General features: G+C 56.8%; 13 protein-coding genes, 1 tRNA gene and 2 rRNA genes (1 of these 16 cut by a window edge). 5 read left to right on the forward strand and 11 right to left on the reverse strand.

Annotated features, from left to right (window positions below):
• From MRBLRC7O_RS18885 to MRBLRC7O_RS18895, 3 genes are all read left to right on the forward strand, one after another.
• A 23S ribosomal RNA gene (locus MRBLRC7O_RS18885) occupies positions 1 to 1,613 on the forward strand (it extends 1,274 nt beyond the left edge of the window).
• A 280-nt stretch (positions 1,614 to 1,893) separates the two neighbouring features.
• Positions 1,894 to 2,008: ribosomal RNA gene (gene rrf, locus MRBLRC7O_RS18890) — 5S ribosomal RNA — on the forward strand.
• 100 nt (positions 2,009 to 2,108) lie between these two features.
• Positions 2,109 to 2,185 (forward strand) — tRNA-Met (locus MRBLRC7O_RS18895).
• Between the two features lie 267 nt (positions 2,186 to 2,452).
• Here MRBLRC7O_RS18895 and MRBLRC7O_RS18900 read toward each other — a convergent pair.
• The 10 genes from MRBLRC7O_RS18900 to MRBLRC7O_RS18945 form a co-directional block, all read right to left on the reverse strand.
• Positions 2,453 to 4,063, reverse strand: coding sequence for an ABC transporter ATP-binding protein (locus tag MRBLRC7O_RS18900; protein ID WP_060727557.1), 1,611 nt, complete (start codon positions 4,061 to 4,063; stop codon positions 2,453 to 2,455).
• Between the two features lies 1 nt (position 4,064).
• Entirely contained in the window at positions 4,065 to 5,195 is a 1,131-nt protein-coding gene (locus tag MRBLRC7O_RS18905) for an ABC transporter permease (protein ID WP_060727556.1), read from the reverse strand.
• Positions 5,188 to 6,111 carry an oligopeptide ABC transporter permease OppB gene (oppB, locus tag MRBLRC7O_RS18910; protein ID WP_003510218.1) on the reverse strand — a complete coding sequence of 308 codons (924 nt, stop codon included), beginning with the start codon at positions 6,109 to 6,111 and terminating at the stop codon, positions 5,188 to 5,190. The genes MRBLRC7O_RS18905 and oppB overlap by 8 nt, the downstream gene beginning before the upstream one ends.
• A 54-nt stretch (positions 6,112 to 6,165) precedes the next feature.
• Entirely contained in the window at positions 6,166 to 7,761 is a 1,596-nt protein-coding gene (locus tag MRBLRC7O_RS18915) for a peptide ABC transporter substrate-binding protein (RefSeq protein WP_060727555.1), read from the reverse strand.
• A gap of 266 nt (positions 7,762 to 8,027) precedes the next feature.
• The gene (locus tag MRBLRC7O_RS18920) at positions 8,028 to 8,906 is read right to left on the reverse strand and encodes a carbohydrate ABC transporter permease (protein WP_060727561.1); all 879 of its coding nucleotides are present in this window, start codon (positions 8,904 to 8,906) and stop codon (positions 8,028 to 8,030) included.
• The gene (locus tag MRBLRC7O_RS18925) at positions 8,906 to 9,994 is read right to left on the reverse strand and encodes a carbohydrate ABC transporter permease (protein ID WP_060723737.1); all 1,089 of its coding nucleotides are present in this window, start codon (positions 9,992 to 9,994) and stop codon (positions 8,906 to 8,908) included. Before MRBLRC7O_RS18925 ends, MRBLRC7O_RS18920 begins: the two co-directional genes overlap by 1 nt.
• 13 nt (positions 9,995 to 10,007) lie before the next feature.
• Positions 10,008 to 11,276 carry a sugar ABC transporter substrate-binding protein gene (locus MRBLRC7O_RS18930; RefSeq protein ID WP_060727554.1) on the reverse strand — a complete coding sequence of 423 codons (1,269 nt, stop codon included), beginning with the start codon at positions 11,274 to 11,276 and terminating at the stop codon, positions 10,008 to 10,010.
• A 410-nt stretch (positions 11,277 to 11,686) separates the two neighbouring features.
• Positions 11,687 to 12,565 (reverse strand): efflux RND transporter periplasmic adaptor subunit, encoded by an 879-nt coding sequence (locus tag MRBLRC7O_RS18935; protein ID WP_060727553.1) that lies wholly within the window; start codon positions 12,563 to 12,565, stop codon positions 11,687 to 11,689.
• Positions 12,562 to 12,771, reverse strand: a complete 210-nt coding sequence (locus MRBLRC7O_RS18940; RefSeq protein WP_060723741.1) for a DUF1656 domain-containing protein — start codon at positions 12,769 to 12,771, stop codon at positions 12,562 to 12,564. The genes MRBLRC7O_RS18935 and MRBLRC7O_RS18940 overlap by 4 nt, the downstream gene beginning before the upstream one ends.
• Positions 12,768 to 14,798 carry an FUSC family protein gene (locus tag MRBLRC7O_RS18945; protein ID WP_111821096.1) on the reverse strand — a complete coding sequence of 677 codons (2,031 nt, stop codon included), beginning with the start codon at positions 14,796 to 14,798 and terminating at the stop codon, positions 12,768 to 12,770. Before MRBLRC7O_RS18945 ends, MRBLRC7O_RS18940 begins: the two co-directional genes overlap by 4 nt.
• Before the next feature lie 433 nt (positions 14,799 to 15,231).
• Between MRBLRC7O_RS18945 and MRBLRC7O_RS18950 the strand changes: the two genes are divergently transcribed.
• Positions 15,232 to 16,038 carry an AraC family transcriptional regulator gene (locus tag MRBLRC7O_RS18950; protein ID WP_003510209.1) on the forward strand — a complete coding sequence of 269 codons (807 nt, stop codon included), beginning with the start codon at positions 15,232 to 15,234 and terminating at the stop codon, positions 16,036 to 16,038.
• A gap of 129 nt (positions 16,039 to 16,167) precedes the next feature.
• On the opposite strand, the gene MRBLRC7O_RS18955 is transcribed toward MRBLRC7O_RS18950, so the two are convergent.
• Positions 16,168 to 16,791 (reverse strand): TetR/AcrR family transcriptional regulator, encoded by a 624-nt coding sequence (locus tag MRBLRC7O_RS18955; RefSeq protein WP_060727551.1) that lies wholly within the window; start codon positions 16,789 to 16,791, stop codon positions 16,168 to 16,170.
• An 87-nt stretch (positions 16,792 to 16,878) separates the two neighbouring features.
• On the opposite strand from MRBLRC7O_RS18955, the gene MRBLRC7O_RS18960 reads away from it, so the two are divergent.
• The gene (locus MRBLRC7O_RS18960; protein ID WP_003510207.1) at positions 16,879 to 17,652 is read left to right on the forward strand and encodes an SDR family NAD(P)-dependent oxidoreductase; all 774 of its coding nucleotides are present in this window, start codon (positions 16,879 to 16,881) and stop codon (positions 17,650 to 17,652) included.
• Positions 17,653 to 17,748 lie beyond the last annotated feature (96 nt).

Raw genomic sequence — 17,748 nt, forward strand, 5'->3', positions numbered from 1 at the left:
GCCATGCACCGAAGCTGAGGATTTGCAGTAATGCAAGTGGTAGCGGAGCGTTCCGTAAGTCTGTGAAGGCGGACCCGTGAGGGCTGCTGGAGATATCGGAAGTGCGAATGTTGACATGAGTAACGATAAAGGGAGTGAGAGACTCCCTCGCCGAAAGACCAAGGGTTCCTGCTTAAAGTTAATCTGAGCAGGGTTAGCCGGCCCCTAAGACGAGGCGGACACGCGTAGTCGATGGGAACCACGTTAATATTCGTGGGCCTGGTGGTAGTGACGGATCTCGTGTGTTGTACAACCTTATTGGATTGGTTGTGCGGCGAAGAGGTTCCAGGAAATAGCTCCACCGTATAGACCGTACCCGAAACCGACACAGGTGGTCAGGTAGAGTATACCAAGGCGCTTGAGAGAACTATGTTGAAGGAACTCGGCAAATTGCACGCGTAACTTCGGAAGAAGCGTGACCCCATTTTAGGCAACTATGATGGGGTGGCACAGACCAGGGGGTAGCGACTGTTTATCAAAAACACAGGGCTCTGCGAAGTAGCAATACGACGTATAGGGTCTGACGCCTGCCCGGTGCTGGAAGGTTAAAGGGAGGGGTGCAAGCTCTGAACTGAAGCCCCAGTAAACGGCGGCCGTAACTATAACGGTCCTAAGGTAGCGAAATTCCTTGTCGGGTAAGTTCCGACCTGCACGAATGGCGTAACGACTTCCCCGCTGTCTCCAACATAGACTCAGTGAAATTGAATTCCCCGTGAAGATGCGGGGTTCCTGCGGTCAGACGGAAAGACCCCGTGCACCTTTACTATAGCTTTACACTGGCATTCGCCAAGGCATGTGTAGGATAGGTGGTAGGCTTTGAAGCAGGGACGCCAGTTTCTGTGGAGCCATCCTTGAAATACCACCCTTATCTTCGTGGATGTCTAACCGCGGTCCGTTATCCGGATCCGGGACAGTGTATGGTGGGTAGTTTGACTGGGGCGGTCGCCTCCGAAAGAGTAACGGAGGCGCGCGATGGTTAGCTCAGACCGGTCGGAAATCGGTCGTCGAGTGCAATGGCATAAGCTAGCCTGACTGCGAGACTGACAAGTCGAGCAGAGACGAAAGTCGGTCATAGTGATCCGGTGGTCCCGTGTGGAAGGGCCATCGCTCAACGGATAAAAGGTACGCCGGGGATAACAGGCTGATGACCCCCAAGAGTCCATATCGACGGGGTTGTTTGGCACCTCGATGTCGACTCATCGCATCCTGGGGCTGGAGCAGGTCCCAAGGGTATGGCTGTTCGCCATTTAAAGCGGTACGTGAGTTGGGTTCAGAACGTCGTGAGACAGTTCGGTCCCTATCTGCCGTGGGTGTAGGAATATTGACAGGATCTGTCCCTAGTACGAGAGGACCGGGATGGACGTATCTCTGGTGGATCTGTTGTCCTGCCAAGGGCATAGCAGAGTAGCTATATACGGAATGGATAACCGCTGAAGGCATCTAAGCGGGAAACCAACCTGAAAACGAGTGTTCCCTATCAGAGCCGTGGAAGACGACCACGTTGATAGGACGGGTGTGGAAGCACAGCAATGTGTGAAGCTTACCGTTACTAATAGCTCGATCGACTTCTTCGTTCCCATTGTTCATGTTCATCAAGCCAAGCTTGATGACATCATCTTCTGTCTTCACGGGCCAAGGCCCTGCAGACGGCGCGCGCCACAGGTATTTTGCTTGACAGCAAAAACCGGAAGGCGCGACGGACTAGCGTCCTGTATGGCTGCCTCGCTCAACCTCGAGCAAGGCAGGCAAACGGACCAGTCAAAGAAAGACGTGTTAAATTAAATAGAGCTTCGGCTCTCCAGCTTCTCGAAAACTGTTTCCATCTCAAAAATGGAAATCGTTGCGTTTTGCCGACCTGGTGGTTATCGCGGGGCGGCTGCACCCGTTCCCTTTCCGAACACGGCCGTGAAACGCCCCAGCGCCAATGGTACTTCGTCTCAAGACGCGGGAGAGTAGGTCGCTGCCAGGTCTGCAAAACGCAACACAAAATCTTCTCAATCACAAAAATGGGCAACAAGCCCAAATCAAAAGGCCGCCAAAAGCGGCCTTTATGCTATAATAAATCATTCCGCGGGGTGGAGCAGCCCGGTAGCTCGTCAGGCTCATAACCTGAAGGCCGCAGGTTCAAATCCTGCCCCCGCAACCAAACCCCACCAAATATATCAAAGGGCTCCGTGACAACTCCGAGCCCTTTTTTGCGTTTCTGGACCGCGGAAATTACGATATTCCGTCAAACCGCGATGGTCGGCCAGATCTCCTGCCTCTCAATGCCTGAGATTATACAGAAGCTGGATTTGCAGGATCGCGGGGATAGACCGCTCTCGACGAAAGAACGAGACCCGGAAGAACAGCGCGGACGTGATCGTCCTCTGTGCGCTGCAAGAGGGGTAGTCCGGCGCTGTCGGGCGCTAATCTACCGTGCGACTCCCGCCGAGAACGCGGATTTGATGAGTGTTTCGGTATATTCCGCCGTCGGCCTGTTGAATATGTCGTCCGTTTCTCCCTCCTCCACAATCTTCCCGTTTCTCATGACGATGACGTAATCCGAAATGGCTTTGACGACAGAAAGGTCGTGGCTGATGAAGATGTAAGAAAGGCCGTGCGTTTTTTGCAAATCGCGCAGCAGGTCGATAACCTGGCCCTGAACGGATCGGTCCAGCGCCGATGTAGGTTCGTCGAGAATGACGACATCAGGCTTAAGGATGATCGCGCGGGCAATTGCGATACGCTGGCGTTGCCCGCCTGAAAACTCGTGAGGGTAACGGTTGCGGGCGGCGGGATCGAGACCGACCTCTTTCAGCGCTTCGATTGCGCGTTTGTCACGCTCCGCCCGGCTGAGTTGCTGCTCATGCACGAACAGACCTTCGGTGATTATTTCTCCGACAGTCTGTCTCGGCGAGAGAGAGCCATAGGGATCCTGGAACACCAGCTGTAGATGCCGTCGCAAAGGCCGCATGGCCTTTCGGTCGAGGCCGCTGATTTCCGTCGCGCCAAAGAAAATGCGGCCATTTGCATGGGCAAGACGCAAAAGCGCGCGACCGAGCGTGGACTTGCCCGATCCCGATTCACCGACGATGCCGATGGTCTGTCCCTGGTGAAGGCTGAGATTGACGTCATCGACGGCCCGAAACCTGCTCGGCTTCGACAGGAAGCCGCCGGGGATTTTATAATCGACTGTCACGTTCTGGCCGGAAAGAACGATCGGCGCCTCTTTACCGACTGCAGGCTTGTGCCCGCTGGGTTCTGCGTCAAGAAGCATCCTGGTGTATTCCGCCTGCGGACGATCGAAGATATCCTCCGTCGTGCCGGTCTCGACAATCTCGCCGCGGCGCATAACGGCGACGCGATCGGCAAAGTGGCGGACAACGCCGAGATCATGCGTGATCAGGACTATGGCCATGCCGAAGCGTTGCTGCAACGACTTCAGAAGGTCGAGAATCTGCGCCTGGATCGTTACATCAAGCGCAGTCGTCGGCTCATCTGCAATCAGAATGTCCGGTTCATTTGCGAGAGCCATGGCAATCATGACTCGCTGGCGCTGGCCGCCGGAGAGTTCGTGTGGGTAGCTGTCTATGCGCCGCTCCGGATCAGGAATTCCCACGAGCTTCAGGAGTTCGAGAACGCGTGCACGCGCTTGTCTTTTGCTGCCACCTTTGTGGTGGACGATCGGTTCGGCGATTTGCGCGCCTATCCTGTAGAGGGGATCGAGCGAGGTCATCGGCTCCTGGAAAATCATGGTGATTTTCGCGCCGCGGATGTCGTTCAGTTTGCTGACCGGCAGACCGATCAGCTCGCGCCCACGATATTTTGCCGAGCCCTCAATAACGCCGTTGGATGCAAGCAGCCCCATGATGCCCATCATGGTCTGGCTTTTGCCGGAACCGGATTCGCCGACAACGGCGAGCGTTTCCCCCGGTTTGACGTCAAGATCGATGCCTTTAACGGCATTCACCGTGCCATCAGGCGTGGTGAAATCGACCTTGAGATTGCGGACGGTGAGGATGGTTTCAGATGTCTTGGTCATATCAACGATCCTTGGGATCGAGCGCATCACGCAACCCATCGCCCACGAAATTGAGCGAAAACAGGGTCAGCACGAAGAAGATCGCCGGAAATATCAGGAGCCATGGTGCCGATTGGATATTGTTGGCACCTTCGGAAATCAGCGCGCCCCAGCTCGTCAACGGCGCCTGCACGCCAAGACCGAGGAAGGAGAGGAAGCTTTCCAGAAGAATGACCTTAGGCACGACAACGGTGACGAAGACGACGACGGGCCCGATCGTATTGGGAATGATGTGGCGGCGGATGATCTGCCAGTCGCTCAAACCCAAGGCTTGGGCAGCACTCACAAATTCCCGCCGTTTCAAGGCGAGCGTCTGGCCGCGCACGATACGCGCCATATCCAGCCATTCCACGGCGCCGATGACAAGGAAGATCAGGATGAAGCTGCGGCCGAAAAAGACCACCAGAACGACCACCAGAAAGACGAAAGGCAGCGAATAGAGGATTTCGACGAAACGCATCATCACATTGTCGACGCGCCCCCCGATATACCCCGCCGTAGCACCGTAAACGACGCCGATCCCAAGCGAAACGAGACTGGCGAGAACGCCGACGGTAATCGAGATCTGCCCACCCAGCATCACGCGAGCCAGCATGTCGCGACCGTTCGAATCCGTACCGAAGAAGAAGTATTCGCGGTTTACCTCGCCTTCCAGCTTCAGCGTCCGGCCTTCATCTTCGGTGGCGACGACCTTCGTATTTTCGAATTCGTTGGCGCGGTCGAAATAACGTGTCGCGCGCGGGTCGATCGGGCTACTGGAGGTGATGGTTGCCGTGAAGGTCTGCCCCTCCACGGAAAATTCCTTCAGTTCCACGCGCGCGCGGCCTGCGACGCCCTCCATCACGCCCTGAAGGTTGTTCACATCCGGGCGTGGCTCAAGGCTTGGCGCCACGGAGACATAGGACGAAAACACCTGATCATAGGTGTGCGTAAGGAAATTCGGACCGATAAATGAGAAAAGCGTAATCAGCACGAGCATGATGGAGCCAGCCATGGCCGCCTTGTTTCGTTTGAAACGCAGGGCTGCCAGCTGGAACAGGCTTCGGCTTTTTACCAACGATTGAGGGGCAATATTGCCGGAGATATCAGTCATGTCTGACCCTCGGATCGAGCAGGCCGTAGAGAATATCGACCACGAGATTGAACACGATGACAAAAATGGCGACGAGAACGACGGTTCCCATGACCAGCGTATAGTCACGATTGATGGCGCCAAGAACGAAGTAGCGGCCGACGCCGGGGATCGTGAAGATCGTCTCGACGACCGCCGAACCGGTGAGCAGGGCTGCGGCACAGGGCGCGAGATAAGAAACGACCGGAAGCATCGCCGCGCGCATGGCGTGGAACACCACCACGCTGCGCGCTGGAAGACCATAAGCCTTGGCGGTGCGGATATGGTCCATCCGCAGAGCCTCGATCATGGCACCGCGCGTCAGGCGCGCGATAACCGCAAGCTGCGGCAAAGCGAGCGCGATCATTGGAAGAATGAGATATCGCAGCGATCCGTCGCCCCAGCTGCCTGCCGGCAGAAGCCCGAGCATGACGGCGAAGATCAGCGTCAGAACCGGTGCGACAACGAAGTTCGGCACGGTGACGCCGACCGTCGAAATCGACATGATCGAGAAATCGAAGGCACTGTTCTGCTTGAGCGCGGCGAAGGTGCCGGCAAGAACGCCGCCCACCAGCGCCAATAGAAGAGCATAGCTGCCGAGTTCCAGCGAATAGGGCAGACCCTTGCCGATCAACTGGGCGACGGTGTTGTCCTTGTAGATGTAGCTCGGACCGAAATCGCCGGTGACGGCATTGCCGAGATAGATGAGATACTGGCGCCACAATGGTTCATCCAGATGATAGGTTCTCATCAGGTTTTCCATCGTCTGCGGCGGCAGGGGACGCTCAAGATTGAACGGACCACCCGGTGCGAAACGCATCAGGAAAAACGAAATCGTGACGACGATAAACAACGTCGGCACGGCGCTCGCCAAACGGCGCAGAATAAACGAGATCATGGTTTTTCGGGCTCCGGCATGGCACGGTGGTTTCGGCCACCGTGCCAGTGCTGCTTATTCGGAAACGCTCAGGAAGCGGCTGAGGTGTTCGTTGGCAGCATTGTCGACCCAACCCTTGACGCGGTTGGAAACCAGCCAGAGGTCTGCCTGCGTCAGAAGCGGCGCAACCGGCTGTTCCTTCATGAGGATCGTTTCTGCCTCATGCAGCAGCTTGGAGCGCGCTGCCGGATCCTTTTCGTCATAGGATTTCTTCATTAACGCATCATATTCGGCGTTGTTGAACTTCGCGTAGTTGAAGGTCTTGTTGGAGGATATGGAAAGCGCGAGGAAGTTTTCCGCATCCGCGTAGTCGGCAACCCAGCCAGCACGCGCGACGTTGAATTTGCCGCCTTCCTGCAGGTAGCCATAGTGCGAGGCGACGTCGAGGTTCACCAGCGACACCTTTGCGCCGAAGGTGTTCTTCCACATATCTGCAATAGCGGTGGCAACACGCTCATGGTTCGGGTTGGTGTTGTAGCGGATTTCGACGGAAAGAGGCTTGCCGCCCTCACCGTAACCGGCTTCCTTCATGAGTTTTAGGGCTTCGTCTTCGCGATCAAGCTGGGACAGCGTCGCAAAGTCGGCCTTGGCTGGCTCGCCGTAGGAAGCCATACCGGGGGGAACCATCGAGTAGGCCGGAACCTGAGAGCCGCTGTAGATTTCCTTGGCGAGGAAATCGCGGTCCACCGCCATCGACAGGGCTCGGCGGACCCGGACGTCGTTATAGGGCGCTTCGCGCGTATCGAAGGTGTAGTAATAGGTCGCAAGGGTCGGCGAAACGTGAACCTGTTCACCATAGGCCTTGCGCAGACGGTCGATCTGATCTGCGGAAAAATTGTAGGCGAGGTCCATTTCCTTCGCTTCGAAACGGCGAACGGATGCGGCCTGGTCATCCACCGGGTAGAAGATGACCTTATCGATCTTGGTGTTTGCTGCGTCCCAGAAACTGGTATTCTTGACGACCGTCAGGCTGTCATTCGGGACATGCGCTTCGAGCTTGTATGCACCGTTCGAGACCATGACACCCGGCTTTACGAAGTTCGTGCCGTTCTTTTCGTAGCTCGCCTTTGAGATGGGCAGAGCCGCCTGATGGGCAAGCAGTTCAACGAAGAAGGGTGTCGGGCGCTCGAGTGTGATCTCAAGGGTCTTGTCATCCACCGCCTTCACGCCGAGCTGCTCAACCGGCGTTTCGCCCTTGTTGATCTTTTCGGCGTTCTTGATCGGGTAGAGAATATTCGCATATTTTGCCGCGGTCTTCGGGTCCTCGACGCGCTGGTAGGAGAAAACGAAATCGCCAGCCGTTACCGGAGTACCATCCGACCACTTCGCATCCGCGCGCAGCTTGAACGTGTAGACTGTGCCATCCTCAGACAGCGTCCAGCTTTCCGCCGTACCGGGAATGATCTTGCCGGCAGCATCGTAAATGGTGAGACCTTCATAAAGGTCTTTCAGGATAAAAGCTTCGATGTTGATCGAGGTTTGTGCCTGATCGAGCGTCTGTGGTTCCCCAGCATTACCACGGTGCAGAACTGTTTCTGCTAGTGCGGAACTGGCGCCGATCAGAAGCGATCCTGCCAGCAGAGTGATGCGAACTTTTGTTGTTATCGACATTGTTTTCTTTCCCCGTGAATATTTTGAGCCCACAAACAAGGCCAAATTGCTTCAAAGCGCAACCACAATAACGCAACCACAATAAATTGTGAGTTCTGGGGAAACCGCGCGTTTCACTTGGGATGACGTATCCAGCCTCCCGCGCTTGACCCGAGAGTTTCTTGTAGAAAACTTTGGTGGGAACTCGTCCGGCGGCAGGCTGTCGCGCAGCGAAAATGCCGGCCTTCGGGGGGCCGAACGGTTCGTGCCGCGACCTTGCCGATGCATTATCCCTTTATCCCGCTCGCCGCGATACTGGAGATGAACAGCCTCTGCAGGCAGAGATAAAAGATCAGCACCGGCAGCGTGATGATGGTGAGATAAGCCATCACTTCACCCCAGGGTGTATTGAGCTGGAAGAAATATTGCAGCCCCACCATCACCGGCCTGTAGGCCTCGGACTGGGTGACGAGAAGCGGCCATAGATATTGCTGGCTGTACATGACGAGAAACTTCAGGATCGCAGCCGTTGCGATGACCGGGCCGCTGAGCGGCATCACCACCTGCGCGTAAATCCGCAGCCAGCCAGCCCCGTCGATGCGTGCGGCCTCCAGCAACTCCTTCGGCAGATCCTTGAAATATTGCACGAAGAGGAAAATCGTCAGCCCGTCTGCGATCCATGGAATGATCTGCACATGCCAGGAATTGAGCCATCCCCAGGTGAACCCATTGCTGCCGATCCATGGCAGATTGTTGACTTCCAGCAGCAGCGGCACGGCAATGGTTTCAAAGGGAATGATGAGGGTGGCGAGGATGACCGAGAAGAGCACATCCTTTCCACGCCAGTTCAAAAAGGTGAAAGCGAAGGCGGCAAGCGAGCCAAGCATCAGGGCGAGAAAGACGGTAACGCCCGTTACCAGCACCGAGTTGAATATGAAGGTCGCAATCGGCGCTCGGGCAAAAGCCGCAGTGTAGTTTTCGAGCGAAAGGTCTCCCACCGGCAGGAAAGCTCGTATCGACGTGGCATCACTGAGCAGCTGGTCGTTCGGTTTCAGTGACGAGAAGCCCATGAAGAGCAGGGGCAAAATGAAGATCGCCGCGAAAGCCAGCATGAGTACATAGTTGCCGATGAGAAAAGCGAGGCTTTTGCGTTGTCCGGCCTGCATCATTGCTTCTCCCTTGTCAGGTATCGCTGGGTGAGCGATATGCACAGGACAAGCAGGAACAGGACGACCGAGATTGCCGAACCTGCCGCGATGTCCTGCTGTCGGTATCCCCGCTCAACCGCCTGATAGACGATGCTCTGCGTCGAATCGCGGGGTCCGCCCTTGGTCATCACATCGATCTGCGCAAAAAGGGCAAAAGCCTGCATGGTAATGACGATGATAATCAGCACGGCCGTGTTGCGCAGCAGCGGCCAGGTTATCATGCTGAACTTCTGCCAGCGGCTCGCTCCTTCGATATCAGCCGCCTCGTAAAGATCCGGAGAGATTGTTTGCAGGCCGGAAAGCCATATGACCATGTGGAAACCGACGCCCTGCCAGACTGACATCACCAGAATGGCCCACAGGGCGGTATCGGTTCTGCCCAGCCAGTCGACTGGCTGGAACAGCCCGAAGCTCATGTAACTCAAAAGGCTGTTCAGAAGACCGTTATCCGCCGCATAGATAAACCGCCAGAGCAGGGCCACCACCACCACCGACAGCACCACAGGCATGAAGTAGATCGCACGGAAAATCGTGACGCCGGGAATTTTCTGGTTCACCAACAGGGCAAGAAACAACGCAAGTGCTGCCTGAACCGGCGCAACGACCGCCACGAAGGAAAGCGTATTGACGAGTGCTGTCAAAAACACAACGTCGCGCGCCAGAATGACGATCTGGTTCTCGCCCCAGGTGAAGCTCTTATATTCCCGCATCCCTTCCAGATGGGGATAGTCGGGATTGTTGCGGGTGAAATTGCGAATTCGCGGATAGGAGATGGCGCCATCCGCACCCTGCTTGAGGCTCCCATCCGCCTCCCTTTCCGGCTCGAGCGTGAGCACGCCGATACCCAGCAGCCGGGTGTAGTTTTCAACGCCGACAAACTCGGTGGGATTGGGAGATGTCAGCCGCTGGTTGGTGAAGGAAAAACCGAGCCCCAGCAGAAAGGGCGTGATCAGGAACAGCCCGATCAGCACCATGGCCGGTCCAGCCATGAACCAGCCCGTGAAACCGTCCCGGGTCAGTTTCCCCTTTGAGGAAAAGAGCGCCATCGATCACATGCCCCTATTTGGGTTGGTAACCGGAATTGCGCTCTATGTTGTTGTTTATCTCGTCGGTTGCATTGTCCAGCGTGTCGGCAACATCCGCGCCGTTGGCAATGTCGGACACAGCCTTGGAAAAGACCGGCGAGATGAAGGCGTAAGCTGGCGTCACCGGACGCAATGTTCCCTGACGCTTGGAGAGCTCGAAGAAAACCTCGAGCTGGCCGCCCTGCTTGTAATTCTTCGTCATCTGGGCCGCCGAAGACGTGGCCGGGATCAGGCCGATCGCATCGGAGAACTGCGCGAGATATTTGTCCTGTATGGCGAATTCGATGAAGGCGGATGCGCCTTCGGGATGTTTGCTGGTGGCCGACACGCCAAACTGCCAGGACCCGGCGCCGATCTTCGGACCGTTCCCGAAGTCAGGGGCCGGCAGGAACAGCAGGTCGTCTCCATATTTCTCCAGAGCCTTCACCGCAACCCAGTTGCCCATCCATTGGAGGGCGTGGCGGCCCTCCAGAAATCCGGTTTCATGGTCGGCAGGCGACTGCGATGTTCCGGGTGCGAGCTTCTTCTGGAACAGGGACTGCCACCATTCTCCGAACTTGATGGCACTGTCTCCGTTAAGGACGTTCTCGGCGGTTTGATAATTTTCCTTGTCGATCAAACTGCCGCCGAAGCTTTCCAGAAACGGGCTGAAGGCATAGCTGTACCATTCGGTTTTATCGGCCATGCCGAGGTCGATCGCATAGTCGAACTTGCCGCTGGCCGCGAGCTTTTCGAGTGCTGCATTAAATTCTTCGCCGCTCCATGGCTGGTCCAGCGTTGGAATGCGAATGCCATTGTCATCAAGAACCGATTTGCGGGCGAAGACCGCGACGGCTGCGTCCCACAGGCCGACTGAATAGAGCTTGTCTCCCCACTTCCCGACGGCGCCCGGCAGGAAATTGGCAAGCTTTGCCTCATCGATCTGCAGTGGCTGCAGATAACCGGACCACGCCCAGTTTGGCATGTTCGGGCCGTCGACATCCAGAATGTCAGGCAGCTTGTTGGAGAGCGCAGCGGCGGTGACGGACTCATTATATGCGCTCTGGGGAAATTCCTGAAGCGAGACCCGCCAGTCTGACTGAGACGAATTGAAGTCTTCGATAATGCCCGCCAGGATCTTGCGTTCTTCAACATTGCCCGCACCATGATACCACATCGTCAGGTCGGTTTGTGCCAATGCGGCAGTGGAAAAAAGCATCGACAGGGCAGTGGCTGCTCCGGCAAAAATGGCTTTGGTGGTCATAGATGGTCCTCCTCCTGAAGAAGGGTAACTTCACCATCTACAGATTGTTCCGCAGAAAATTCGCATTCGGACAACAGTGTCCTATTGCGAAAGCCTCGTTACGGCGGCTGCAAGTTCCGCTCCATCTCCGCCGTTGCGGCAATCTTTTGCAGCATACGCTTGGGGACGTTCGATCCGTTGACCGGCCCCGAGCGTATGCTGTCTGCCTTTGAAGCAGTGATTCCTGGCGGCCTCGGCCCGATCCGGGGAACGCCGGCCGGCGTCGTCGTTCTCGGTATCTCCCAGGCGGCTGGCAATAGGTGGCTCCAATGCTGCAAACCGAGTCGTAATCGGCTGCGAAAGGTTCCAGGAACCTTACGACTAAACCCGGTTAGCGATCACACAACGCCGTTGATAGAGCCAGATAAGACCTAGTCCCTTTTTTGTTCAATCGAAACCGTTGCAGTCCGGCCCGCTATCAGTTGCACGCCATCAGGGATCTCGTCGATCGATATCCGCACCGGAATCCTCTGGGCCAGACGAACCCATGAGAATGTTGGTGCCACACTTGCGAGAGCACCTGCGGAATCGCTGCGCTCCCGATCCTCGATGCCGGCCGCGATGCTTGCGACGTGCCCGATCACAGGTTCAGGCTCACCCATGATGTCGATCCTCACCCGATTGTTGACGTGGAGCCGGGGAAGCTTTGTCTCTTCGAAATATCCTGCGACATAGATGGATTCTCTTTCTACCAGCACCCCGATGGCATTACCCGAAGAGACATAGTTTCCGCGGCGCAGAGAGAAGTTCGTGACGACCCCAGTTGCGGGCGCTTTCACGGTTGTCCGCTCCAGGTTGAGCGCGGCGAGATCCCGGGCGGCAAGCGCAGATTGATATGAAGCGTCTGCCTGATGCATCTGGCTTTCCGCCTGCTGCTGCTGCTTCAGGCTGGCAGCCTCTTTCGAGGCGAGCAACTGATATCGTTCGAAATCGGCTCTTGCCAGTTCCGCGGAAGCCCTGGCGCTCCGCACCTGAGCTTCCGCGTCACGCAGTGCAAGCTCGAAACGAAGTGTTTCGATACGAAATAGCGTTGCGCCTTTCTCCACCCACTCGTTGTCCGACACCAGAACTTCCGTGACGGGGCCGGAGACATCGGGAGCCAACCTGACAATGTCGGCACGGACATGAGCGTCGCGGGTCCATGGCGCTTCCATGTAAAACGACCATAGGTGCATGCTCAGCACCGCAGCACAAGCGACCATAGACAGGGTCAAAAGAACCCGACCCGAAATATGTGTGACATTCTTCATCTTTGAAACCAGCTCATAGCAATTGAAAACACGCCGAGAAGGGTGACGTAGAGTGCGACGTTGAACAGCGAACGATGCCATACCAGCCGATAGAACCCGATCTTGGAGAGAGCCGATGCAAGAGCGCGGAGGACGCCGTAGGTGAACAGGGCGAGCGCCGCGAACGATGGCAGGAAGGCGCCATAGAGATCGAATTGTCCGGTCATGCTGCCATCTCGCTTGCAGGTGGCGTCGAGAAGCCCGGCGGATCAGCGTCCGGCGCAAGGCAAACACGAAGGGCGACGACCTGCACCAGAAGCTCCCGTTCCGCAGCCGCCGTGAGAGTGCCCGGAGCGGAAAGAACAAGCTCGTCCAAAACCGCAAGGGCATTTTCCAATGACTCACGGCGTCTGGTGGACTTCAGGTCGTATAGCCCTTCCACTGCCTTGAAGACGGCTTCCATTTTACAACGAACTGGCTCGGACGCTTCATCCGCAAGCCGCTGCATCTCCGCCACATGAAGGCCTGTGCGCAAATCCCGAATAAGATCGGCATTCGCGGCATCGGAAGTCGATGGGAGTTTTGCCGCTCGCGAAGCAAACAGACCGGCGATATCGATGACGTGATGGTGCGTGACATGAGCGTCTGCATGTCTGCCGGCGGCGATTTTCGCAACGTGCCCCTGTGTAACGGAAAAAAGCCTTCTGGCGTTTGTCTCCGCCCTTACGGACCGGAAGATACCGCAGACTATAATCGTCCAGACCATGGCAAGTACGGTGGCAATCCCCGTGTTCGAGAATGTGATGAAGTCGCTGCTCTGGTGTGCCTGGAGTGTGAGGAGAAGGGGAAAATTTATGCACAATCCCATGCCGACGAGTGCCAGCGACGGCACCGCGAGACTTATTCCCGCCGGGATCAGGAATAGCCCAAGTGCCGCGACGAGCGGCACGAAACCGTCGATCGCCGGAAGGATCGCGAAACCGTAGACGAATGCTGCGGTGACAGAGCCAATCGTTACGCGGACAAACTTGCGCATCGCCGGAACCGGATCATCCATTGTGGCAAGGAGGCAGCAAGTGACCCCTGATATCTGCGCAAACGTCATTCCATCTGGCCAGCCGCTTGCGATCCAGAAGAAGATTGATGTCGCCAGGCAGATCGCCACTGAAAGCGCCGACAGCAAAGCCATTCCGATGTCGCGATGCTGGGCTGGCATTGTCTCGGGCGCCGTGAAGCGGCGGGTCGCTCTCGCCGTATTCTCTTCTTCCAGAGATTCTCGAAGAGTGCGGCACTCGTCGGATATCCGAAGAATATTCACGAGATTCCGCGAAGCGTTGGCGAGGAGAAGATTTTCCCAGGAATGAAGCGTATCGGACGGAGCAAGCGCATCGATCTCGACTTTCAGGCGTTCTGGGGTATTCGTCGAACGAGAAGCCACCCGTGCAATCACAACCAGAGCCCATTGCGCGCCGGAGGTATTCAGCCTGGTCAATGAGCGCCGCAAATCTTCGAGTTCAGCCAGTAATGGAAGCAAGGACACCATTCGGTGCTGCAGCGATCGGGTCAACGAAACAGCACGTCGATATCTGGAGCCGTCATATTGAAGATGCGTCGTAAACGAGCGCATTTCCACAGCATCCGCCGCGAGACCTTGTCGCTCCATCCTGCTCTGGATTTCGCTTACCTCTCCGACTGCCGTCGTGGCGAGGAGCGTTCGCGTCTTTGCCATCCATGCGTCGATCCGACCGACGAGAACGTTGCCCACATGGGCAGGAAAGACGACATGGCTGACGATCGAGGCGCACGTGATGGCAAGACCGATCTCCTCAATGCGCGATACGACCGTATCAAACGTGTTTGCGGGAGCCGTGACCAGCGGCAAACCCGCAAGAAGCACCGTATATCCGGCCAGTAGCGGAACATAGCTTCGGGGCGTGCGGTCGAGAAGACTGATGAAGGTGCATACCGAGACCCAGGCAATGATCGCGGCAGAAAGCAGTATAGGCTCGTTTGCGAGGGTGGGAACCATGAGGATCGTCGCGCCGCCGCCGATGAGAGTTCCGAGCAGTCGATAGACTGACTTGGAGGAGATCGCGCCCGAAAGCGGATGAGCGACGATGTAGACCGTAGCTACCGCCCAAAACGGTCGAGGCAGATCGAAGCTGATGGCGATGAAATAAACCAGCATTGCCGCTGCGAACGTCTTCAAGGAAAAAATGACGTTGGCGGTGGTGACGACCGGGCGGGTGCTCACGCCTCATCTCCCGGCCGGGAGCTTCCGGTGGGGAGGTCTCGCTGGTTGTCGGCATCGGTGAGAGCGTAGATTGCCGGTGAAACATAGCAGAAGGGCGGTGCCGCCAGGCAGGCATTCATATAGGCTTCAGCCGGGTCGGCACACGAAACAGTCGAGGTGGCTTTGGGCCGGCGGGCAAGGAACGTGTGGATTTTCAAGAGGAAGGTGCGTGTAAGCTTCCTCAAAAAGGTTATGCGCGTGGACCCGACCCGCTTGCGCGGTGCGGGCAGGATGCAAAGTCTGCGAGAGCACCTGTGAGGCAATCGAATTTCAGTCCGTACTATATCGGACCACCAGTGAGGGTCGTTCTTTTGAATTGCCATCGTCATTCTCCGAAATCTTTTCGGATGATCCTATCGACAAGGCAGTCGGAGGAATTTAGATATCCTCTCAAATGATCACTAAATCCAACCAGCCTCCGATGTCTCTTTCCGCAGCTCTCTTCGACCATGAGCTCGAAGAGTCCACGGCGCGAGCGCATGCCTTCAGGATCGACGTATCGCAAAACGAGCGCGAAGCTCCCGAGCACCAACATCGCAAGGGCCAACTCGTCATGGCTTTGCGAGGCGGGATCACCTGTCGCGTTCCAAGCGGGATGTGGATGGTGCCGCCTCATTGTGGTGTCTGGGTTCCAGGGGGCATGCCGCATAGCAATGTCGCGACCGCCAATGCTCGTCTGTTCTTCCTGTTCATTGAGCCGGGCGCCGCCGACCTTCCGGACCGGTGCTGCACGCTTTCCCTATCCCCGCTTGTCAGGGAACTTATCATCGAGATGGCTGACCAGTCCGAAGTCGCGATGGTGGATGCCGAACTCTTCACCACACTGCTTCTATCGGCCTTGTCGCGTATGCCCATAGAGGATTTGCATCTGCCGATAACCGATGAACCTCGGCTTGCTCGGATCGCGTCGGCACTGGTCGACGATCCTTCTGACCGAAGCACGATAGCGCGATGGGCGACACGAGTGGCGTTGAGCGAAAATTCCCTCGCCCGTCTCGTTCAACGGGAGACCGGCCTGACTTTCGGGCGTTGGCGGCAGCAGTTACAGTTGATCATCGCGCTGCGAAGTCTTGCAGCGGGGGCAACAGTGCAGCAGGTTTCGGGCGACCTTGGGTATGAGTCCGTATCTGCCTTCATAACGATGTTCAAGAAAGCACTCGGTACATCTCCGGCCAGGTATCTCAAGACCTTCGACCAATAATCATAAAGGGAATGCTGTCACTAAAGCGCAGGTGGGGCTTGAACAAGTTTTGATGGAGAGTCGCCTGTCGGCTCTATTCAGCCTATTCCGACTGAGCCTCAATCTGCCTGTTCAAGAGAGCTTCCGGACTCAATCCTGACGGCCCTGTTTCCCCGGCCAGGCCGTCAGCGCGACGTCGACCAGAGCCTTCAATCTTGCCGTACATGCGCCATCACATGCCTGCGCAGACATGCCCTGAATGATGGCGCCATAAAAGCGCGCGAGGGTATCCGTGTCCGTTTGCTCGGGCAGTTCGCCTTCGCTGACGGCGCGGTCGAACCGCGTCTTGAGAATCTGTATTGCCGCCTCGCGCCATGCTGCCGCTGTGCGGGCGACAGAGGCGTTTTCTTCCGAATGCTGGAGAACGGCGGTAGACACGATGCATCCGCGCGGCTTGTCTGGCTGGGTGTCTCCTTCGGCAATGTCGTAGAGATAAGTGGCGAGCGCCTCGTAGGCCGGTATTTTCGCCTGCAGCATTTCGGAACGGCGTTGGCTTTGCTGCGCGATGCTATGATCGAGCGCCAGCCGGAATAATTCTTCCTTTGAACCGAAGGTCGCGTAGAGGGACGGCGGGGTGATGCCCATCGCATGGGTAAGGTCCGCTATCGAGGTTCCCTCATAGCCGCGTTCCCAGAACAGCCGGGCTGCGACATCGAGCCCTGCATTCCGATCGAGCAGACGCGGTCTGCCGCGTTTTCGCGTTGTTTCAGCCATTATTATATCGATCACTATAAAAATATTGACAGATCATGATTGGCTTTTATTATATCGATCGCTAGTTAAATCGCAACGGAGTGATCCATGTCCCGGAAACTATCCAACAAAGTCGCCCTCATAACGGGCAGTTCACGCGGTATTGGCCGCGCCGCCGCCCTGGCGTTTGCGAAAGAAGGTGCAGGTCTTATCGGCGTCCATTACGGCGCAAATCCCGATGCCGCACAGGCAACGATCCGCGAGATCGAGGCGCTCGGTTCGAAGGCGGTCGCGCTCAATGCCGATCTGCGGGCAGGGAAAGCAGCAACCGACAGCTTGTGGGAGCAGTTTAAGGAAGCCGCGATCGCTTTCACCGGCGCGCCATCGCTCGATATTCTCGTCAACAATGCGGGCATTGCCCCGGCGACACCGTTGAAAGAAACAACGGAAGCCGCGTTCGACGAGTTGATGACGATCAACTTCAAGGCGCCATTCTTCCTTATTCAGGCTGTCGCTGATCATCTCCGCGACAATGGCCGCATTATCAATGTTTCGACCGGTTTCACGCGCATTGCGGCGCCGACGCATCCGGCCTATGCGGCATCCAAGGGTGCGCTTGAGACATTGACGCTGGCACTCGCCCCGGAATTCGGCCGGCGCGGAATTACGGTCAATTCGGTTCTGCCGGGTGTTACTGAAACCGACATGAACGCCGAATGGCTGGCAGCGCCGGAGGCCCGTGCCGGTGCCGAGGCCCTGTCCGTCTTTTCACGTATCGGTCGCGCCGACGATATTGCTGACGTCATCACGTTCCTTGCCTCGGATGATGCCCGCTGGACGACCGGGCAGATGATCGATGCGACAGGCGGTGCGCGGATTTGATCCCGCGAGCGTAGACTTGGATGACGGGTGTTGGGCGGTTTTGCTCGACGCCCGGATGAGGAGGTGGGGCGGCTGTAATCCTCCTCCTAGGGCAGG

This window comes from Agrobacterium radiobacter (assembly GCF_040801995.1).
GTDB lineage: Bacteria > Pseudomonadota > Alphaproteobacteria > Rhizobiales > Rhizobiaceae > Agrobacterium > Agrobacterium radiobacter.